The organism is Streptomyces sp. NPDC004788 (assembly GCF_053601115.1).
On sequence record NZ_JBSGBF010000006.1, the window covers coordinates 1 to 20,060 of the forward strand.

Consider the following 20,060-nt stretch of genomic DNA (forward strand, 5'->3'; position numbering starts at 1 on the left):
GCAGGGCCGCAGCGCCGCAGGGCCGCAGGGCCCCGCGCCGCCGGGTCTCCGGCCGCCGCACCGCGGGGCCGCTGGGGCGCCTGGCCGCCGGGGCGCCGGGGCGGGCTTCTACGCCACGCGGCGGGCCCGGTGCTTGACCGCCCGCAGCCGGGCCTCGGTCGGCAGGGCGGGCAGGCCCGTGGACGTACGGGCGTTGCCGAGCGCCGTGTCGGCGAGTGCGGTCAGCGCCGCGGCCGGGGAGGCGTACGGCTCCAGGAGCAGGGCGACCCGGGTACGCGGCGCGGTGCGCCGACCGGTGAGCGCGACCCGGGCCCGGGCGACGCCCTCCTGGGCCGCCGCGTCCGCCTCCAGGACGTCCTGCAGGGTCCGGCCGTGCACCACGGCCCCCTCGCCGTCGCCCGTGTCGACGACGACCTCGCGGAGCCGGGCCCGCCGGAACTGGGCGATCAGCCACCACAGGGAGAGCAGCACGACGAGCCCCAGCACGGCGATGACCACCGGCCACCACCAGCCCTCGGCCCGCCAGTGCTGTCGTTCGGCGCGGCTGAGCACCACATCATGAGGGCCCGACCAGGGCCACCAGGACGGCAGGGACACGCCGAATCCGGCCACGAGCGCGGCCCCGCCGCCCACGACCAGGATCAGTCCGGCGAGAGCGAGCACGATCCGGTTGACGCGTCGCAGCACCCGGGTCACGGCGTCACCCCTTTCTGGGCGGCCGGGCCACCCGTAGCGTCACGGCCGGCGGATGGGCGAGGGCGAGTTCGTCGACGCCGGTCGCGAGCACGGCCGCCAGGTCGGTGCGTACCTCGTCGACCTCACGGAAGTGCGCCACGGCCCGTACGGCCACCTTGGTGCGGCCGGCCTTGACCCGCACGGACTGCACGCCGGACACCTCCATCGCGCGGTCGCGCAGCGCGAGCGCGGCGGCCTCCCGGTCGAGCCCGGCGCGCACGTCGGGATGCCGGCGGCGCATGGGAAGCACGGCGCGCAGCCCCGGGGTGAGCGCGAGCAGCAGCAGCCAGAGGCCGAGCACGACGGCGACGGCCGCGCCCGCGAGCACCCAGTCGTCGTCCATCGGGCGGCTCGCGAGGTCGTTCGCGAGGGAACTGCGCCAGGCCATGGCCGTGTGATCGGCCCGGACGGCGGCGACGTCGTACAGCAACAGCCCGGCGCCACCGAGCAGAACGGCGGCGAGCACGGCGGCGGGAATCCGGCGCACGGACCAGAACCGGCGCACGGGCGGCCCCGGCACGTCGGCCAGGACGGGCACGCCTTCGGCGTCGGCCCCGTCCGGGGGACCGGCCTCGGGCGACCGGCCGACCCCGGAGCCGGACTCTGATACGGGCGGAGCGCCACCGGCGTCGGTCCACGGCGGGCCGGCGTCCGCGCGACCGGGCCCAGGCCCGCCGCCGGGCCCGGACGGCGCGCCGGACTCGGGCGACCGGTCGGCGCCAGGGCCAGGGTCGGGGCCTGAGCCGGGCCGGGTGCCGCCGGCGCCCGGCCCGCTTGCGCCACCGGGTTCGGGACCGGGTGCCGGCGCGCGGCCTGTCCCGGGCGGGGCGCCCGGCTCCGGTCCGCTGCCTGTGCCCGGTTCTCGGGCGGCGCCCGAGCCGGGCCCGGGGCCCCGCTCGGCGGCCGGTTCGTGTGCCTCGGTCATTTCAGCCGCTCCCGCTTGTGGACGCGCGCGGTGTGCGCGGAGTGGAGGCGCTCGACGTGGACGTCGACCTCGTGGACCGCGATGCCGGCCAGGGTCTCCACGCGGTGGCGGACGCGGCCGCGGACGGCGCCGCACTGGCGGCTGATGTCGGTGGGGTAGTCGAGTTCGAGGCTCACCGAGACATGGGCGATGTCACGGTGGACGACCACCGAGGCGTGCGGGGGCGAGCCGTCCCTGGGAACGGCGTCGATCGCCTCGCGGGCCGCCCGGGCGGCGATCTTCGCGACGACCCGGTCGGCGATCGTGGTGGCGCCCCGGGCGGCCGCCCCGACGGGCTCGTTGACCAGTACCGGCACCCGGGCTCACCGCCGCCGTTCGCCGCGCTCGCGGCCCCGGAAGAAGTCGCCGGGTTCCAGGTCCCCGTCGGCGAACCGGCCGACCACGAAGCCGACCGCGCCCAGCGCCGCGACCAGGAGGAACGCGCCGAAGCCGCCGAAGTACCCGGCGAACCCGAGCGCCATGCCGGCCACCAGGCCGACCACCGCCATGCTCATGCTGAGCCCTGCCTTTCAGCTCGCGATGTCCGCTGACGCGGACCCGTCCGTCCGTACGGCTACTGGAGCCGCGTCTCCGGCTCCTCTTCCTCTTCCTCCGGCACCTTGACGTCGCTGACCGCGATGTTGACCTCGACGACCTCCAGGCTGGTCATCCGCTCGACGGCGGCGATGACGTTCTCCCGGACGGCGCCGGCGACGTCGGCGATGGAGACCCCGTAGTCGACGACGATCTCCAGGTCGAGCGCGGTCTGTACCTCGCCGACCTCGGCCTTCACCCCGCGGGTGACGGACGTCGCCTTGCCGCCTCCCGGAACGCGGTCCCGCATGGCGCCGAGGGTGCGGGAGAGGCCGCTGCCCATCGCGTAGACGCCGACGACGTCCCGCGCGGCGAGTCCGGCGATCTTCTCGACGACACCGTCGGCGATCGTGGTGCGCCCGCGGGTGGCGGGGTCGCCGCCGCCGCGCTTGATCACCGGGGTCTGGGTCTTCTGGTCGGTGCGCGTGCTCTCAGTCATAGCCGCCTGTCCCTTCCGTCACCATTTACCCTCTTTTGCTCACACTACGGGCGCTTGCCCGGTCTCGCGCCGGGGATGCGGCAGGCTGGAGCAATGACGACGGCTGAGATGTGGCGCGTAACGGACCGGCTGCTGCCGCTCGGCGACGCGACGGACGGTGCGTGGATCGCGGAGCGGGCGGTGCGGGCGGAGCTGACTGAGGCGGCCTGGGCGGTACGGGGCGTGGTGCCCGAACGCCCGCGCTTCCGGCTCGTGGGCGAGGCCGTGGATTCGCCCTTCCCGGTACCGCCGGGCGGGCTGCCGCCCGGGGACCTGCGCGTCGCCCTGGACTTCGCGGCGACGGCGAGCCGCCCGCTGCCGCAGCTCGCGGCGCGGCTGAGGGTCGCGCTCCTCGACGTGGCGGAGCGGGTGCTCGGCCTCACCGTGACCGAGGTGGACCTGCGGGTGACGGAGCTGCTCGACACGCCTCCCGAGCGGACGGCCGCCTCTCCGCCGTCCGGGCGAACCTCGCCCCCGACGCCCGACGACCCGGCGGCGCTCGCCGCCCTCGCGGCGCCCGGCGTGGCCGCGCTCACGGACGCCTTCGGCCCGGCGCTCCAGCGCGGCCCGGACGGCCGGCTGCGCATCGAGGTGGCGGTGACGGCGGGCCACCGCGCCCTGGACGCGGCGCGGGCGGCCCGTACGGCCGTGACCGCCGCCGCCCCCGGGGCGACGACGGTCACGGTGGTGGTGTCGGAGCTGAGATGAAGCGAGGCCGCCGGGTGAGCTGCGCCGCGCGACGACGTCACGGCACGACGCCCAAGCCCAGGTAAGCCGAGCCGCGCGACGAGGTCACGGGACGACGCCCGCGCCCAGGCAAGCCGAGCCGGGCGACGACGCCACGGCACGACCTACGGCGTCCGAGCTCGGCCGCGCCGGGGCGCGCCCCGTCAGTCGCCCAGGCCCGCCAGGTCGCGCAGGCGGCGCGCCTGCGCCGCGCGTTCGGCGACGCGCTGCTCCTCGTACGAGCGCCCGGAGACGCCCTGGAGCAGCGCCTTGGTCTCGATCGTCGCGGAGCGCGGCGCGGCCAGCAGGGCGGCGCTCAAGTCCCGTACGGCGGCGTCGAGTTCGGCGGCCGGTACGGCGATGTTGGCGAGGCCGACGCGCTCGGCCTCCTCGGCGTGGACGAAGCGTCCGGTCGCGCAGATCTCCAGCGCGCGGGCGTAGCCGACCAGCGAGACGAGCGGGTGCGTCCCGGTCAGGTCCGGGACGAGGCCCAGGCTGGTCTCGCGCATGGCGAACTGCACGTCGTCGGCGACGACCCGCAGGTCACACGCCAGGGCCAGCTGGAAGCCGGCCCCGATGGCGTGGCCCTGGACGGCCGCGATCGACACGATGTCGCTGCGGCGCCACCAGGTGAACGCCTCCTGGTACTCGGCGATGGTCGCGTCGAGGTCCTCGTCGCCGCCGCGCGCCAGGTCGATGAAGGACGGCTCTCCGTCGAAGCCCTCGGGCGTGAACGCCTGCCGGTCGAGGCCGGCGGAGAAGGACTTGCCCTCACCGCGCAGGACCACGATCCGTACGCTGCCCGGCAGTGACCGCCCGGCTTCCGTCAACGCCCGCCACAGAGCGGGAGACTGGGCGTTGCGCTTTGCCGGGTTGGTCAGGGTCACCGTGGCAACGGCGTCCTCGACGGTGAGCCGTACACCGTCCTTGTCGAAAACGAGCTCAGTGTGCTCGGAGTCGTCGAGCGTGGTCATGGGGCGCCTCCCGGTTACGGTGCAGCACTGCATCCGTCACTGCATCCGATGCTAAGTGACTGCACAGTAACCACCCGGTCGACCGCACGGTCGACCGGGTGGCCACCGAGAGACCCGGTGGACCGATCGAGCCGCCCCGATGTCAGGCCGAGGCCGCCTTCTTGCCCCGTGTCGCTCCGCCGCGTCCACGCAGCGTGACTCCGGACTCGCTGAGCATCCGGTGGACGAATCCGTAGGAGCGGCCGGTTTCCTCGGCCAGCGCCCGGATGCTCGCACCGGAGTCGTACTTCTTCTTCAGGTCTGCCGCGAGCTTGTCGCGCGCGGCGCCGGTCACCCGGCTGCCCTTCTTCAGAGTCTCGGCCACCCGTGCCTCCTCATGGGAAGTGCGCTCTGGACTTCTCATGATCACCCCTCCCGTGCGTCCTGGCCACCCATTCGACAAGGTCCGTGCCATTCGCTTGCGCCGAGCGACACACACCGTCACGACCGGAATTGATCGTTCCGGAGGGCTCGCCGGCCGCCCGGAAGCCGTCCCGGCGGGGAAGTACCAGGTCAGCGGCGCGCCCTGCGGAAAAACGCCGCGCGGGCCCTGGCGGAAGGATTCCGCAGGGCCCGCGCAGGGGGTATGAGACGCACTCACTCAGATGAAGGATCACCCATGAGCCGAATGATCCAGCTCGACATGATCCCCACCCGGGTTCGGCGGGTCAGGCCAGGGCGACCAGGTCCGCGTAGTCCGCACCCCACAGGTCCTCGACGCCGTCGGGCAGCAGGATGATCCGCTCCGGGTCGAGCGCCTCGACCGCGCCCTCGTCGTGGGTGACCAGCACGACCGCGCCCTTGTACGTGCGCAGCGCGCCCAGGATCTCCTCGCGGCTGGCCGGGTCCAGGTTGTTGGTGGGCTCGTCGAGGAGCAGCACGTTCGCCGAGGAGACGACCAGGGTCGCGAGCGCGAGCCGGGTCTTCTCGCCGCCGGAGAGCACGCCGGCCGGCTTGTCGACGTCGTCGCCGGAGAAGAGGAAGGAGCCGAGCACCTTGCGCACCTCGACGAGGTCGAGGTCGGGCGCGGAGGAGCGCATGTTTTCCAGGACCGTGCGCTCCGGGTCGAGGGTCTCGTGCTCCTGGGCGTAATAGCCGAGCTTGAGGCCGTGGCCCGGGGTGACCTGGCCGGTGTCGGGCTGCTCGACGCCGCCGAGCAGCCGGAGCAGCGTCGTCTTGCCGGCGCCGTTGAGGCCCAGGATGACGACGCGGGAGCCCTTGTCGATGGCCAGGTTCACATCGGTGAAGATCTCGAGTGAGCCGTACGACTTGGACAGGCCCTCCGCCGTGAGCGGGGTCTTGCCGCAGGGCGCGGGCTCCGGGAAGCGCAGCTTGGCGACCTTGTCGGAGACCCGGACGGCCTCCAGGCCGGACAGCAGGCGCTCGGCGCGCTTGGCCATGTTCTGCGCGGCGACGGTCTTGGTGGCCTTGGCGCGCATCTTGTCAGCCTGCGAGTTGAGCGCGGCGGCCTTCTTCTCGGCGTTCTGGCGCTCGCGCTTGCGACGCTTCTCGTCGGCCTCGCGCTGCTGCTGGTAGAGCTTCCAGCCCATGTTGTAGACGTCGATCGTGGAGCGGTTGGCGTCCAGGTAGAACACCTTGTTCACCACGGTCTCGACGAGGTCCACGTCGTGGGAGATGACGATGAAGCCGCCGCGGTACGTCTTGAGGTAGTCGCGCAGCCAGACGATCGAGTCGGCGTCGAGGTGGTTCGTCGGCTCGTCGAGGAGCAGGGTGTCGGCGTCCGAGAAGAGGATGCGGGCGAGCTCGATGCGGCGGCGCTGACCGCCGGAGAGGGTGTGCAGCGGCTGGCCGAGCACCCGGTCGGGCAGCCCGAGGGCGGCGGCGATGGTGGACGCCTCGGCCTCGGCCGCGTACCCGCCCTTGGTGAGGAACTCGGTCTCCTGACGCTCGTACTGCCGCAGGGCCTTCTCGCGGGTGGCGCCGCTGCCGGTGGCGATGCGCTCCTCGTTCTGCCGCATCTTGCGGAGCAGCACGTCGAGGCCGCGGGCCGACAGGATCCGGTCGCGGGCGAGGACGTCGAGGTCGCCGGTGCGCGGGTCCTGCGGGAGGTAGCCGACCTCGCCGGAGCGGCTGATGGTGCCGCCGGCGGGCTGCCCCTCGCCAGCGAGGCACTTGGTGAGGGTGGTCTTGCCCGCTCCGTTGCGGCCCACGAGGCCGATGCGGTCGCCCTTGGCGACGCGGAAGGAAGCGGACTCGATGAGGACACGGGCGCCGGCGCGCAGCTCGATGCCGGAAGCGGTGATCACGGACAGACTCCAGGGCGGTGGGAAACGGCGGAAGGACGGCTGGGCGGAGCTTCGACGCCGCTAATGCACGGGGAGAATGGCCATGCGGCAAGTCTAACGGGCACGTGCAACTGCTTTTCGGCCACGCGACATACCTCACATGCCCCGTAAAAGGGGTGACATCCGGCGGATCTGCCGATACTCGGCAGAAACGCACAGGGCGGGCGGAGGGCGGTGGCATGCAGTTCGACGACGACGCCGATCTGGACACCTCGGAGGTCAAGGACGTCCGGGGCGCCCGTATTCCCGGCGGCGGTGCCACCATCGGCGGCGGGATCATCGGCTTCGTGGCGCTCGTCCTGGGCCTGGTCTTCGGCGTGGGCCCCGAACAGCTGGGGCTCTCCGCCGGCGGCGACGAGCCGGGCGCGACCTCCTCGTCGGCCTCCCAGGTGGCCCGGACCTGCAAGAAGGGCTCGGACGCCAACGCCCGCGAGGACTGCCGGATCGTGGCGGTCGTCAACAGCGTGCAGGACTTCTGGCGGAGCGAGTACGCGCGGCGCGGCGGGCGGTACGGGGACGCCTCCACCGTCGTGTTCAGCCGGCAGGTCCCGACCGCGTGCGGCACGGCGAACTCGTCGGTCGGCCCCTTCTACTGCCCGGGCGACCGGCAGGTCTATCTGGACCTGGGCTTCTTCGACGAGCTGCGCACCAGGTTCGGCGCGACGGGCGGACCCTTCGCGCAGGCGTACGTGGTGGCGCACGAGTACGGCCATCACGTGCAGGACCTGATGGGCACGCTGGCCCGCGCCCAGGACGGCCGGACCGGCGCGGACTCGAGCGCGGTCAGGGTGGAGCTCCAGGCCGACTGCTACGCGGGCGTGTGGGCGCGGCACGCGACCACCACGCCCGACGACAGGACCGGCCGGCCGCTGCTCACCCGGCTGACGGACGAGGACATCCGCGACGGCCTGGACGCGGCGGCGGCGGTCGGCGACGACCGGATCCAGGAGCGCTTCCAGGGCCGGGTTTCGCCGGAGAGCTGGACGCACGGCTCGGCGGCGCAGCGGCAGCAGTGGTTCCACACCGGCTACAGCACCGGTGACATGGCGCGCTGCGACACCTTCCGGTGACGCGGACGCGGAGCCGGTGGCCCAGGGGCCCGGCGGCCTGGTGGCCCGGCAGCCCGGCAGCCCGGCAGCCCGGCACTCGAACGAAAGGAAGCGATCACGATGACGGACGCACCCGACATCTGCCCGACCCTGCTCTACAAGGACGCGAAGGCGGCCGTCGCCCGGCTCACCGAGGCGTTCGGCTTCACCGCGGACGCCGTGTTCGAGGACGAGGACGGCCGGGTGGTGCACGCCGAGCTGTCCTACGGCAACGGGACGGTGATGCTCGGCAGCAAGGGCACCGGCAGCGCGTTCGACAGGGCGATGTCCGACGCGGGCCCGGTCGGGGTGTACGTCCGCGTCGCCGACGTGGACGCCCACCACGCCCGGGCCGTCGCGGCCGGCGCGGAGATCGTGATGCCGCCGACCGACCAGGACTACGGCGCCCGGGACTACATGGCCCGGGACGCCGAGGGCAACGTCTGGAGCTTCGGGACGTACGCCCCCGGCGGCGCCGGGTAGTCCAACGCCGCCGGGCCCGTCAGGCCCCGCCCGTGTGGACCTGGAAGGCGGCGCGGCGGACCGCCTTGGCGAGGGCCGGGTCGGGGTGGGCGGCGGCGAGGGCGACCAGGACCTGGACGGTGCGGGGGTGGCCGACGGCGCGGACCTCGTCGAGCAGGGCGGGGACGGTGCCCTGGACGGCGGAGTCGAGGTGGCGGACGAGCAGGTCGCTCTCGCCGTGGTCGGCGACGGCGGCCGCCGTGTCCACCCACAGCCAGGTCGCCTCCTCGCGGGTGAGCACCTCGGGGGCCTCGTCCGGGTCGGCGCCCTCGTACTCGGCGAGCCAGAGCAGCGCGTACGGGCGGAGGGACGGTTCCGCGAGGGCGGCGCGCACCTCGGGCTCGGCCGGGGCGCCGACGACCCGCAGCGCTTCGAAGGCGAGGCCGCGCAGCAGGGCGTCCTCGCCGCGGGCGACGGCGATCAGCTCGGCGACGGCGCTGGAGAGGGTGCGGGCGGCGAGCCAGGCGCGGTACTCGTCGCGGGCCGGGCCCGGGGTGAGCCGGGCGCAGCCGCGGAGCATGTCCTCGGCGGACTGCTCGATGTTGCCGGCCGGGCTCTGGGCGGCGACGCAGATCTGCTCCAGCTTGACCCAGACCGCCCAGTTGCCGAGCGGGGTGAGGGTGGCCTGGCCGCCGTCCGGGCCGTCGCCGAGGGTGAGGGCGCCGACGTCGGCGAGGCCCGCGAGGGCCCAGTCGAGCAGCGCGGGCAGGCCCTCGGCGGCCGGGACCGGCTCGGGCACGGTGCCGGCGGCGGGGACCTCGCAGCGCTCCTCGCGGAGTTCGGCGACGCGCTGGCGCAGCAGGTCGAGCAGGCCGGTCACGGGGACGGGCCCGGCGGACAGCTGGAGCAGTGAGAGGACCTGGGGGACGGCCTCGACGACCTCGGCGACGGCGCCGGGCGCCACGCCCTCGGGCTCCGGGTGGGCGAGCGACCAGGCGTCGAAGAGGGCGACCCAGCCGCGCAGCACGGCGGAGTCGTCGCGGTCCCACGCCGTCAGCCGCCAGCCGGGGCGGACGGTGCCGCCGTGCAGCTCGACGAGCCCGGCGAGGCGGGCGCGGTCCCAGCCGGCCCGGACCTGTCCGGGGGTCAGATCCAGTGCGGCGGCGGCCCGTTCGCCGTCCCCGAGTGCGGGGAGTGCCGTCTCGGCCTGCCGGCCGGACGCGGCCCAGCGGGCGATCCGCACCGCGTCGGCGAGCACCGTCCGCGCCTGCAGGGCCAGTTCCGCACGGGGCGGGGTCCCCTCGGGCGGCCGGGGCGCCGGGCGGGTGCGCCGGGTCGTCACGGCCTTGCGCGCGGTGGCGAGCGGCCGCGGACGGACGAGTCGGAGTCTGGAGTTGCGCGCCAATGGTTCATCGGGCTTTCGAGACGTCACGGGGGCAGTCTTCCCGTTGACGGCCCGAAAGCCCAATCGGAATGCGCAACGCCGCCGCGAGCACCGTCCCCGGGCCCGGGATTCCGGGCCGGAGGGCGTACGGAGGTCCCGGCGGCGCGGTGGACCAGCGGGCCCCGGCTTGTTGCGACAGGCCCTAGACCAGCGGGGTCAGGAAGCGGCGCAGGGACTCCTCGTAGCGGACCGGGTCCGCGTTCCACATGGCGGCGTGCGGCGCCTCGCGGACCGTGCTGAGGGTGACGAGCTCGGGGCGGAGCTCGGCGAGCCGGCGCGAGCGGTCCCAGGGGGCGAGGGTGTCGTCCGGGCCATGGAAGAGCAGCGTCGGCACGCGCAGCCCGTTCGGGTCGGCGGCCTCCTGGAGGCGGTCGCCGTGGGAGCCGGTGCGGCCCTGGGCGGCGCGCACGGCGAGCGGGATCAGCGGGGCGGGGACGCGGTGGGCGGCGGCCAGGTTGCGCAGGGTGGCCTCCCAGTCGAGGACCGGGGAGTCGAGGACGAGGCCGCGGATGCGGTCGCGCACGCCGGAGCTCTCGGCGGCGTGCAGGGCCATGGCGGCGCCCGTGCCCCAGCCGAGCAGGACGACGCCGGTGGCGCCGCGCCGTACGGCGTAGCGGATGGCGGCGTCGAGGTCCCGCCACTCGGAGTCGCCCAGGTGCCCGAGCCCGTCGGCGGCCTCGGGCGCGCCGGCGTCGCCGCGGTAGGCGGGGACGAGGACCGGGACGCGCCGGCGGTGCAGGAAGGGGACCAGGTTGAGCGCGTGCTCGCGGGTGGTGCCGAGGCCGTGCAGGGCGATCACCCAGGTGGTGCGCGGCCCGGGCACGAGCCAGGCGGGCAGGCTGCCGAGCTCGCCGGGGATCTCGACGTCCTCGTAGGGCAGGCCGAGGGCGGTCCCGGGGGTGCCGCAGTGCAGCTGCGGGGTGAGCCGGACCCGGACGCCGGGGGCGAGCGTGCCGAGCTCGACCCGTTCGAGCCGGCGCACCACGGTGTCGGCGGTGTGCGGGACCCGGTCGAGCACCGGGCCGACGACGGCGTGCAGGCCGTCGGCCTCGATCCCGTACGTACCGGGGCGCAGCGCGGCCAGGCTCCGGGTGAGGCTGATCCGCTCCGGGCCGGTGCCGTGCACGGTGAGTCTGGGCTCGCCGGGGAAGGGGCGGCCGGACGGCACGCCGAGGGCGGCGTCGCTGGCGTAGCGGCCGGCCACGACGGCGGCCGCGCCGAGCCCGAGCAGGGTGGTGACGGCCGCTGCCGTCGCGGTAACGGGGCGCACGGTCCCAGTGTCGGCAGCCCGCCCGCGCCCTGCCACCCGGCGGGGCTCGCCGAGCTCCTTCGAGTGACATGGGTCTCGTCCACCGGGTCCTCCGTGCTGACGAAAGTCTCCACGGCGGTCCACGGGGCGATACGGGTCGGGAGCGGCGGAAGCTACGCGCGTTGCGTGGAGCCCGGAACCGCACGGTTTACCCGGGGTTGCACGGTGACCGCATCGTGGACAGCGCGCCCGCCGGAGCCGTAAGCGGAATCTCCAGACCCCGGATCGGGACACCACCTTGCCCGACCCAGTTCATCTTCCGTTCACCCAGGTTGCTTACGTTCGACGAGCCACTGACGTCGAACGATTGCCTGGGTAAATGGAACACATCACGCTGCTGCTCGCCATTGTGGTCGTGACAGCTCTAGTGTTCGATTTCACGAACGGTTTCCACGACACCGCCAACGCGATGGCCACGACCATCTCGACCGGTGCACTCAAGCCCAAGACGGCGGTGGCCATGTCCGCCGTGCTGAACCTGGTCGGCGCGTTCCTCTCGGTGGAGGTCGCCAAGACGATCTCCAAGGGGCTCGTCAACGAGACGGGCATCCAGCCCGAAGTCATCCTCGCCGCGCTCGTCGGCGCGATCCTCTGGAATCTGGTGACCTGGCTGGTCGGCCTGCCGTCCAGCTCCTCGCACGCACTGATGGGCGGCCTCATCGGCGCGACCGTCGCCTCGATCGGCTTCAGCGGCGTCAACGGCGAGAGCGTCGTCACCAAGGTCCTCATCCCGGCGGTCGCCGCCCCGATCGTCGCCGGCATCGCCGCGACGCTCGGCACCCGCCTGACGTACGCCATCGGCAAGGACAAGAACGGCAAGGCCCAGGAGAAGGGCTACCGGGCCGGCCAGATCGCCTCCGCCGGTCTCGTCTCCCTCGCCCACGGCACCAACGACGCCCAGAAGACCATGGGCATCATCACCCTCGCCCTGGTCGCCGGCGGCGTCCTTGCCCCCGGCTCGAACCCGCCGGTCTGGGTCATCGTCTCCGCCGGTACGGCGATCGCGCTCGGCACCTTCCTCGGCGGCTGGCGCATCATCCGCACCATGGGCAAGGGCCTCACCGACCTCCAGCCGCAGCAGGGCTTCGCCGCCCAGACCAGCGCCGCGACGGTCATCCTGGCCTCCTCCCACCTGGGCTTCTCCCTCTCGACCACGCACGCCGTCTCCGGCTCCGTCATGGGCGCGGGCCTGGGCCGCAAGGGCGGTGTCGTCCGCTGGTCGACCGCCACCCGCATGTTCGTCGCCTGGGGCCTGACCCTGCCGGCCGCCGGCCTGGTCGGCGCGGGCGCCGAGTTCGTCGCGCGTCAGGGCCAGTGGGGCGTCTACGTCGTCGCGGCCTTCCTGGTCGCCTCCTGCGTCGGCATCTGGCTCGTCTCGCGCCGCCAGGTCGTCGACCACACCAACGTCAACGACGTCGAGACCGCGACCGCCACGGCCACCGAGACCGAGACCCCGGGTGTCGTGACCACCGCCATCGCGGCCGTCACCCCGCCGCCGGCCGGCTCCGTCGCCGCCGTCGCGGACGCGGACCTGAAGGCCACCATCCCCGCCCCGAACCCCGCGGACCCGGCCGCTCCGGCCGCCCCCGCCGCCGCGGTCTGACGGATCTCACGGAACTGGAAGCACGGACATGAAGATCGACTGGGCAGCTCTCGGCTCCGTCTTCGGAGTCAGCCTCGTGGTGACCGTCGCCCTCGTGGGCTTCTTCACCCTCGGCGTCGCCGGCCTCTCCAAGCAGGAGGAGGCCGCGTCCAACGGCGGCTCGGCCCCACTGGCCCGCACCGGCGCGTACGCCTGCTTCGCGCTCTGCGCGGCGGCCGTGGCGTACGGCATCTACCTGATCGTCGCCTGACCCGCACGATCCCGGACCCACCGGCCGGGCGGTCCGCAGCACGCCTGCGGACCGCCCGGCCGCTTGTGTGTGCCGCCGTGCTCGGGTGCCGTGCTCGGGTGCCGTGTTTGTGGTGCTTCGCACAGTGACCCGACGCAGGTCAAGGGTGAGTTGACGGGTGTTCGCGGGGCGTGGTGGACTGCCGGAGCCATTACGGCGGCAAGTAGAGGAAGTCCGGTGCGATTCCGGCGCGGTCCCGCCACTGTGACCGGCCCCACGGGCCGGGAGTCAGGAACTCTCGCCGCCGGTCACGTCGATCCAGGGCGCGGACCCTGAGTGAGGACACAGCGCCATGCCCGGCCGCGGCCCGAGCCCGTCCCGCACCACAGCCGTCTTCGCATACGGAGCGGCCGCCGGCCTCGCCGTCGACCTGCTCGTCGGCGACCCCCGGCGCGCCCATCCCGTCGCCGCCTTCGGCCGCGCGGCCGCCGCCGTCGAGCAGCGCCTGCACCGCGACCACCGCGCCTGGGGCGCCCTGCACACGGCCGTCTGCGCCGGCGGCACCGTCGCACTCGGCGCCCTCGCCGCCCGCACGGTACGGGGCAGCCGGGCCGCCTCCGCCGCCCTGACCGCCGCCTCCGTGTGGGCCGTGGTCGGCGGTACGACCCTGGGTCGCGAGGCCCGCGCGATCGGCGGCGCGCTCGCCGCCGGCGACCTGGAGGTCGCCCGGGAACGGATGCCGCACCTGGTCGGCCGCGACCCGCAGGCGCTCGACGGGCCCGCGATGGCCCGCGCGGTCGTCGAGTCGGTCGCCGAGAACACCTCCGACGCCGTCGTGGGCGCCCTCTTCTGGGGCGCGGTCGCGGGCGTGCCGGGCCTGCTCGGCTTCCGCGCGGTCAACACCCTGGACGCCATGGTCGGCCACAAGTCGCCGCGCTACCGGCGCTTCGGCTGGGCCTCGGCCCGGCTCGACGACCTCGCCGGCTGGCCCGGCGCCCGGCTCACCGCCGCGCTCGCCGCCGTGGCGGGCCGCGACGCGCGGGGCGCCGTACGGGCCTGGCGGGCGGACGCGGGCAAGCACCCGAGCCCCAACGCCGGCCCGGTGGAGGCCGCCTTCGCCGGGGCGCTCGGCGTACGGCTCGGCGGCACCCTGTCGTACGGCGGCCGGGTCGAACACCGGCCGGTCCTCAACGCGGACGGGCGGCCCGTCGAGGTGGCGGACATCGAGCGGGCCGTCACGCTGTCCCGCCGGGTGACCTGGCTGACCCTGGCCGCCTGTGTCGGCGGCCGGACCATCATCAGTGCCGTACGCGGCAGGAAGCGGAGGGGCGCATGAAGGGCGGGGGGCTGCTCGTCGCCGGGACCACGTCCGACGCGGGCAAGAGCGTCGTCACGGCCGGCATCTGCCGGTGGCTGGTCCGGCAGGGCCTGAAGGTCGCGCCGTTCAAGGGACAGAACATGTCCCTGAACTCCTTCGTGACCCGGGAGGGCGCCGAGATCGGCCGTGCCCAGGCCATGCAGGCGCAGGCCGCGCGCGTCGAGCCGACGGCGCTGATGAACCCGGTGCTGCTCAAGCCCGGCAGCGACCGCTCCAGCCAGGTGATCCTCATGGGCAAACCGGTCGGCGAGCTGAGCGCCCGGGGCTACCACGGCGGCCGGCAGCAGCAGCTCTTCGAGCCGGTCCTCGGCTGCCTGGAGGAGCTGCGCGCCACGCACGACGCGGTGATCTGCGAGGGCGCGGGCAGCCCGGCCGAGATCAACCTGCGGCGCACCGACATCGTCAACATGGGCATCGCGCGGGCGGCGCGGCTCCCCGTCGTCGTGGTCGGCGACATCGACCGCGGCGGCGTCTTCGCCCAGTTCTTCGGCACGACCGCGCTCCTCGCGCCCGAGGACCAGCGGCTCGTCGCCGGCTACCTGGTGAACAAGTTCCGCGGCGACGTCACACTGCTCGAACCGGGCCTCGACATGCTGCACGGCCTCACCGGCCGCCGCACCTTCGGCGTCCTGCCGTACGCCCACGGCCTCGGCATCGACGAGGAGGACGGCCTGCGCGTCTCGCTGCGCGGCACGGTCCGCGAGTCCGTCGTCGCGCCGCCGGTCGGCGAGGACGTGCTGCGGGTCGCCGTCTGCGCCGTACCCCTCATGTCCAACTTCACCGACGTCGACGCGCTGGCCGCCGAGCCGGGCGTGGTCGTGCGCTTCGTCGACCGCCCGGAGGAGCTGGCCGACGCGGACCTGGTGGTGGTGCCGGGCACCCGCGGCACGGTCAAGGCACTGGCCTGGCTGCGCGAACGCGGCCTGGCCGACGCGCTCGCCCGGCGCGCCGCCGAGGGCCGTCCGGTCCTCGGCATCTGCGGCGGCTTCCAGGTCCTCGGCGAGCACATCGACGACGAGGTCGAGTCGAAGGCCGGCTCCGTCGAGGGGCTCGGCCTCCTGCCCGTGCGGGTCCGCTTCGCGCCCGAGAAGACGCTGGCCCGCCCGGTCGGCGAGGCCCTCGGCGAGCCCGTCGAGGGGTACGAGATCCACCACGGCGTCGCGGACGTACGGGGCGGGGAGGCGTTCCTGGACGGCTGCCGCGTCGGCGCGGTCTGGGGCACCCACTGGCACGGCTCCCTGGAGAGCGACGGCTTCCGCCGCGCCTTCCTGCGCGAGGTCGCGGCGGCGGCCGGGCGGCGCTTCGTGCCCGCGCCCGACACGTCGTTCGGCGCCCTGCGCGAGGAACAGCTGGACCGCCTCGGCGACCTGATCGAGGAGCACGCCGACACGGACGCGCTGCTCCGGCTGATCGAGAAGGGCGCGCCGGAGGGGCTGCCGTTCGTGCCGCCGGGGGCGCCGTGAGCGCCGGTCGGGCCGTACGGGTTGCGCGGAGTACGCGGATTACGCGGCGAAGCCGCGCGGGGGCCGGCACGAGGGGGATTCCCCTCGCCCACTGGGCAGGAAGCGTGCCGGGACGGCATGTTGACGACGCGTCATCGCGAACCGAAGGAGCTACCCACCGATGAGCACCCGCTATCCGTTCACCGCCGTCGTCGGCATGGACGATCTGCGGCTCGCGCTGCTGCTGAACGCCGTGAGCCCGGCGGTGGGCGGTGTCCTCGTGCGCGGCGAGAAGGGGACCGCGAAGAGCACGGCCGTACGCGCGCTGGCCGAGCTGCTGCCCGAGGTGGCGGTGGTCGCCGGGTGCCGCTTCAGCTGTGATCCGGCCGCGCCCGATCCGGGGTGCCCGGACGGGCCGCACGGGGAGGGCGCCCGGGAGGCGCGGCCCGCGCGGATGGTCGAGCTGCCCGTCGGCGCGTCCGAGGACCGGCTCGTCGGCTCGCTCGACATCGAGAAGGCGCTCGCCGAGGGCGTGAAGGCGTTCGAGCCGGGACTGCTCGCGGCGGCGCACCGGGGGATCCTGTACGTCGACGAGGTCAACCTCCTGAGCGACCACCTCATCGACCACCTCCTCGACGCCGCCGCCATGGGCTCCTCGTACGTCGAGCGCGAAGGCGTCTCCGTACGTCACGCGGCCCGCTTCCTGCTCGTCGGCACGATGAACCCCGAAGAGGGCGAGCTGCGGCCCCAGTTGCTCGACCGGTTCGGGCTGACCGTGGAGGTGGCCGCCTCCCGCGAGCCCGAGCAGCGGGTGGAGGTCGTGCGGCGCCGGCTGGCGTTCGAGGACGACCCGGCCGGGTTCGTGGCGCGCTGGGCCGGCGAGGAGGCCGCGCTGCGGGAGCGGATCGTCGCCGCGCGGGAGTTGCTGCCGCAGGTGGTGCTCGGGGACGCGGTGCTGCTGCAGATCGCCGCGACCTGCGCCGCGTTCGAGGTCGACGGCATGCGCGCCGACATCGTCATGGCCCGCACGGCGACCGCGCTCGCCGCGTGGGCGGGGCGGACGGAGGTCACCTCCGAGGACGTACGGCAGGCGGCGCTGCTCGCGCTGCCCCACCGCCGTCGGCGCAATCCGTTCGACGCGCCCGGCCTTGACGAGGACAAGCTCGACGAGACCCTTGAGCAGTTCAAGGGCGACGACGAGCCCGATGACGAGCCCGAGCCCGAGCCGGACGGTCCGGGCGACGGAGGTCCCGGCGGTGGCGGTGGCGGCGGTGGCGGTGGCGGTGGCGGTGGCGGGATTCCGCCGCAGGGGGACGCGCCCGCGCCCGAGGAGGCCCCGGCGCCCGCGCCGGAGAGCGCACCCGCGCCCCAGGGTGGCGCCGGTTCCGGTGAGCGTGCCGCCGTCAAGGCCGGCGAGCCCTTCCGTACGAAGATGCTCAGCGTGCCGGGACTCGGCGAGGGCGCGGCCGGGCGCCGTTCCCGGGCCCGTACGGAGCACGGTCGGACCACCGGCGCGACCCGCCCCAAGGGCGCGCTGACCAAGCTGCACCTGGCCGCGACCGTGCAGGCCGCCGCCCCGCACCAGAGGGCGCGCGGCCGCGACGGCCGGGGTCTGGTGGTGCGGCGGGACGATCTGCGGCAGGCGGTCCGCGAGGGCCGGGAGGGCAATCTGGTCCTGTTCGTCGTGGACGCGTCCGGGTCGATGGCGGCGCGGCAGCGGATGAGCGCGGTGAAGGGCGCGGTGCTCTCGCTGCTGCTCGACGCGTACCAGCGGCGCGACAAGGTCGGTCTGGTGACCTTCCGCGGCAGGGGCGCCGAGCTCGCCCTGCCGCCGACCTCGTCGGTGGACGCGGCCGCGGCCCGGCTCGAACAGCTTCCCACCGGGGGCCGCACCCCGCTCTCCGCCGGTCTGCTCAAGGCGCACGACGTGCTGCGCGTGGAGCGGCTGCGCGACCCCTCGCGCCGTCCGCTGCTCGTCGTCGTGACCGACGGCCGCGCCACCGGCGGCGGCGCGGACCCGGTGGGGCTCGCGGCGCGGGCCGCGCGGCTGCACGCCGCCGACGGCACGGCCGCGGTGGTCGTGGACTGCGAGTCGGGCCCGGTGCGGCTCGGTCTCGCCGGGAACCTCGCCCGTGAACTCGGCGGCACCGCCGTCACCCTGGACGAACTGCGCGCCGACTCGATCGCCGGGCTCGTCCGTACCGTCCGTCACGCACAGGACAACCACTCTGCCGCCAGGAGGGCCGCGTAATGCCTAAGGGACAGCCGACCGTCGTTCCGGACGACGGTCTCACCACCCGCCAGCGCCGCAACCGGGCACTGGTGATGGTGCACACGGGCGTCGGCAAGGGGAAGTCGACCGCCGCGTTCGGCATGGCGCTGCGCGCCTGGAACCAGGGCTGGCCGATCGGGGTGTTCCAGTTCGTCAAGTCCGCGAAGTGGCGGGTCGGCGAGGAGAACGCGCTGAAGGCGCTCGGCGAGACCGGCAAGGGCGGCACGGTCGTCTGGAACAAAATGGGCGAGGGCTGGTCCTGGATCCAGCGCGAGGTCGCCGAGGGCGAGCAGTCGCACGAGGAGAAGGCGCGGGAGGGCTGGGAGCAGGTGAAGCGCGACCTGGCCGAGGAGAAGTACCGGTTCTACGTCCTCGACGAGTTCGCGTACCTGCTGCACTGGGGCTGGATCGACACCAAGGAGGTGATCGAGGTGCTCGCGAACCGTCCGGGGCAGCAGCACGTCGTCATCACCGGCCGCAACGCCCCGCAGGAGCTGATGGACTTCGCCGACCTCGTGACCGACATGTCGAAGGTGAAGCACCCGATGGACGCGGGTCAGAAGGGCCAGCGGGGCATCGAGTGGTAGCACGTCTCGTCATCGCCGCCCCGTCCTCGGGCGCGGGCAAGACCACGGTCGCGACCGGTCTGATGGCCGCGTTCGCCGGCCGTGGTCTCGCGGTCTCCCCGCACAAGGTCGGCCCGGACTACATCGACCCGGGCTACCACGCGCTCGCCACCGGGCGCCCGGGCCGCAACCTCGACGCGTTCATGTGCGGTACGGAGCTGATCGCGCCGCTGTTCGCGCACGGCGCGCGCGGCTGCGACCTGGCGGTCGTCGAGGGCGTGATGGGCCTGTACGACGGGGCGGCGGGCCAGGGTGAGCTGGCGTCGACGGCGCAGGTGGCGAAGCTGCTGCGGGCGCCGGTCGTGCTGGTCGTGGACGCCTCGTCGCAGTCCCGGTCGGTCGCCGCGCTCGTGCACGGCTTCGCGTCCTGGGACCCGGAGGTGCGGCTCGGCGGGGTGATCCTCAACAAGGTCGCGACGGACCGGCACGAGCAGCTGCTGCGGGAGGCGCTGGAGGAGTCGGGCGTGCCGGTGCTCGGCGTGCTGCGGCGGGCGCCGGCGGTGGAGACGCCGTCGCGGCACCTGGGCCTGGTGCCGGTGGCGGAGCGGCAGGGGCAGGCGGTGGCCGCGGTGGCGGCGCAGGCGGAGCAGGTGCGGCAGGGCTGCGACCTGGAGGGCTTGCTGGCCCTCGCCCGCAGCGCCCCGGAGCTGCCCGCCACGCCGTGGTCGGCTGAGGTCGGGGAGCGGCTGCACGCCGGTGGGTCCGGTGTGCCCAGCCTCCCCCGGACTCCGTCCGGGGGTGCCCCCCTCGCCTTCGCGGAACGTATGCCCGCACCCAGGGTGGCGATCGCCGGTGGGGCCGCGTTCACCTTCTCGTACGCCGAGCACACGGAACTCCTCACCGCCGCGGGCGCCGAGGTCGTCACCTTCGATCCGCTGCGCGACGAAAGCCTCCCCGAGGGCACGTCCGGCCTCGTCATAGGCGGCGGGTTCCCCGAGGTGTACGGGGAGGAGCTGTCCGCGAACGGGAAGCTGCGCGAGGCCGTGGCGGCGCTCGCGCGCTCCGGCGCGCCCGTCGCCGCCGAGTGCGCCGGGCTGCTCTACCTCGCACGGTCGCTGGACGGGCGGCCGATGTGCGGGGTCCTCGACGCGGACGCGCGGATGTCGCCGCGGCTGACGCTCGGGTACCGTGACGCGGTCGCGGTGAGCGACAGCGTGCTGGCGGCGGCCGGGACGCGGATGCGGGGGCACGAGTTCCACCGGACGGTGATCGAGCCGGGCGCCGGGGAGCAGGCGGCGTGGGGGCTGCGGCAGCCGGAGATGCGGGTCGAGGGCTTCGTACGGGGCGGTGTGCACGCCAGTTATCTGCACACGCACTGGGCGGGTGCTCCGGAGGTCGCCGCCCGGTTCGTCGCGCACTGCGCCGGGGCCGGAGGCGGGCCTGCGGCGTGA

Annotated in this window: 20 protein-coding genes and 1 riboswitch; of the genes, 10 read left to right on the forward strand and 10 right to left on the reverse strand. The window is 74.6% G+C overall.

Annotated features, from left to right (window positions below):
- Positions 1-108: 108 nt before the first annotated feature.
- The 5 genes from amaP to ACWEJX_RS05005 form a co-directional block, all read right to left on the reverse strand.
- Positions 109-696: an alkaline shock response membrane anchor protein AmaP gene (amaP, locus tag ACWEJX_RS04985; protein ID WP_451606126.1), complete on the reverse strand. Its 588-nt coding sequence runs from the start codon at positions 694-696 to the stop codon at positions 109-111.
- A 4-nt stretch (positions 697-700) separates the two neighbouring features.
- Positions 701-1,273, reverse strand: a complete 573-nt coding sequence (locus tag ACWEJX_RS04990) for a DUF6286 domain-containing protein (protein ID WP_451606127.1) — start codon at positions 1,271-1,273, stop codon at positions 701-703.
- Positions 1,274-1,656: 383 nt separating this feature from the next.
- The gene (locus tag ACWEJX_RS04995) at positions 1,657-2,007 is read right to left on the reverse strand and encodes an Asp23/Gls24 family envelope stress response protein (protein WP_451606253.1); all 351 of its coding nucleotides are present in this window, start codon (positions 2,005-2,007) and stop codon (positions 1,657-1,659) included.
- A gap of 15 nt (positions 2,008-2,022) precedes the next feature.
- Positions 2,023-2,214, reverse strand: a complete 192-nt coding sequence (locus tag ACWEJX_RS05000; RefSeq protein WP_451606128.1) for a hypothetical protein — start codon at positions 2,212-2,214, stop codon at positions 2,023-2,025.
- Positions 2,215-2,273: 59 nt separating this feature from the next.
- Positions 2,274-2,732 (reverse strand): Asp23/Gls24 family envelope stress response protein, encoded by a 459-nt coding sequence (locus tag ACWEJX_RS05005; protein WP_451606129.1) that lies wholly within the window; start codon positions 2,730-2,732, stop codon positions 2,274-2,276.
- A 93-nt stretch (positions 2,733-2,825) separates the two neighbouring features.
- Here ACWEJX_RS05005 and ACWEJX_RS05010 point away from each other — a divergent pair, with 93 nt between their 5' ends.
- The gene (locus ACWEJX_RS05010) at positions 2,826-3,479 is read left to right on the forward strand and encodes a hypothetical protein (RefSeq protein WP_451606130.1); all 654 of its coding nucleotides are present in this window, start codon (positions 2,826-2,828) and stop codon (positions 3,477-3,479) included.
- 182 nt (positions 3,480-3,661) lie between these two features.
- Here ACWEJX_RS05010 and ACWEJX_RS05015 read toward each other — a convergent pair whose 3' ends face one another.
- From ACWEJX_RS05015 to ACWEJX_RS05025, 3 genes are all read right to left on the reverse strand, one after another.
- The gene (locus ACWEJX_RS05015; protein ID WP_451606131.1) at positions 3,662-4,471 is read right to left on the reverse strand and encodes an enoyl-CoA hydratase/isomerase family protein; all 810 of its coding nucleotides are present in this window, start codon (positions 4,469-4,471) and stop codon (positions 3,662-3,664) included.
- A 142-nt stretch (positions 4,472-4,613) separates the two neighbouring features.
- Complete coding sequence (locus ACWEJX_RS05020; RefSeq protein ID WP_006123601.1) at positions 4,614-4,835, reverse strand: helix-turn-helix domain-containing protein; 222 nt, start codon at positions 4,833-4,835, stop codon at positions 4,614-4,616.
- A gap of 343 nt (positions 4,836-5,178) precedes the next feature.
- Positions 5,179-6,777, reverse strand: a complete 1,599-nt coding sequence (locus tag ACWEJX_RS05025; protein ID WP_451606132.1) for an ABC-F family ATP-binding cassette domain-containing protein — start codon at positions 6,775-6,777, stop codon at positions 5,179-5,181.
- Positions 6,778-6,995: 218 nt separating this feature from the next.
- Here ACWEJX_RS05025 and ypfJ point away from each other — a divergent pair, with 218 nt between their 5' ends.
- Positions 6,996-7,886: a KPN_02809 family neutral zinc metallopeptidase gene (ypfJ, locus tag ACWEJX_RS05030; RefSeq protein ID WP_451606133.1), complete on the forward strand. Its 891-nt coding sequence runs from the start codon at positions 6,996-6,998 to the stop codon at positions 7,884-7,886.
- Between the two features lie 99 nt (positions 7,887-7,985).
- Positions 7,986-8,387, forward strand: coding sequence for a VOC family protein (locus tag ACWEJX_RS05035; RefSeq protein ID WP_451606134.1), 402 nt, complete (start codon positions 7,986-7,988; stop codon positions 8,385-8,387).
- A 19-nt stretch (positions 8,388-8,406) separates the two neighbouring features.
- Here ACWEJX_RS05035 and ACWEJX_RS05040 read toward each other — a convergent pair whose 3' ends face one another.
- On the reverse strand, positions 8,407-9,798 hold the full coding sequence (locus ACWEJX_RS05040) for a hypothetical protein (protein WP_451606135.1): 1,392 nt from the start codon (positions 9,796-9,798) through the stop codon (positions 8,407-8,409).
- Positions 9,799-9,952: 154 nt separating this feature from the next.
- Positions 9,953-11,080, reverse strand: a complete 1,128-nt coding sequence (locus tag ACWEJX_RS05045) for an alpha/beta hydrolase (protein ID WP_451606136.1) — start codon at positions 11,078-11,080, stop codon at positions 9,953-9,955.
- A 358-nt stretch (positions 11,081-11,438) separates the two neighbouring features.
- On the opposite strand from ACWEJX_RS05045, the gene ACWEJX_RS05050 reads away from it, so the two are divergent.
- The 7 genes from ACWEJX_RS05050 to ACWEJX_RS05080 all read left to right on the forward strand — a co-directional run bounded on the left by ACWEJX_RS05050 (position 11,439) and on the right by ACWEJX_RS05080 (position 20,060).
- Positions 11,439-12,722: an anion permease gene (locus ACWEJX_RS05050; RefSeq protein WP_451606137.1), complete on the forward strand. Its 1,284-nt coding sequence runs from the start codon at positions 11,439-11,441 to the stop codon at positions 12,720-12,722.
- A 28-nt stretch (positions 12,723-12,750) separates the two neighbouring features.
- Complete coding sequence (locus ACWEJX_RS05055) at positions 12,751-12,972, forward strand: hypothetical protein (RefSeq protein ID WP_403797696.1); 222 nt, start codon at positions 12,751-12,753, stop codon at positions 12,970-12,972.
- Between the two features lie 193 nt (positions 12,973-13,165).
- A riboswitch (adenosylcobalamin (AdoCbl) riboswitch) is annotated at positions 13,166-13,258 on the forward strand.
- A gap of 45 nt (positions 13,259-13,303) precedes the next feature.
- A complete protein-coding gene (locus tag ACWEJX_RS05060; protein ID WP_451606138.1) occupies positions 13,304-14,287 on the forward strand; it encodes a cobalamin biosynthesis protein in 984 nt (327 codons plus the stop codon).
- Complete coding sequence (locus tag ACWEJX_RS05065) at positions 14,284-15,792, forward strand: cobyric acid synthase (RefSeq protein WP_451606139.1); 1,509 nt, start codon at positions 14,284-14,286, stop codon at positions 15,790-15,792. The genes ACWEJX_RS05060 and ACWEJX_RS05065 overlap by 4 nt, the downstream gene beginning before the upstream one ends.
- A gap of 160 nt (positions 15,793-15,952) precedes the next feature.
- Positions 15,953-18,022, forward strand: a complete 2,070-nt coding sequence (locus tag ACWEJX_RS05070; protein ID WP_451606140.1) for a putative cobaltochelatase — start codon at positions 15,953-15,955, stop codon at positions 18,020-18,022.
- Positions 18,022-18,630, forward strand: a complete 609-nt coding sequence (cobO, locus tag ACWEJX_RS05075) for a cob(I)yrinic acid a,c-diamide adenosyltransferase (RefSeq protein ID WP_403797707.1) — start codon at positions 18,022-18,024, stop codon at positions 18,628-18,630. Before ACWEJX_RS05070 ends, cobO begins: the two co-directional genes overlap by 1 nt.
- Positions 18,624-20,060, forward strand: coding sequence for a cobyrinate a,c-diamide synthase (locus ACWEJX_RS05080; protein WP_451606141.1), 1,437 nt, complete (start codon positions 18,624-18,626; stop codon positions 20,058-20,060). Before cobO ends, ACWEJX_RS05080 begins: the two co-directional genes overlap by 7 nt.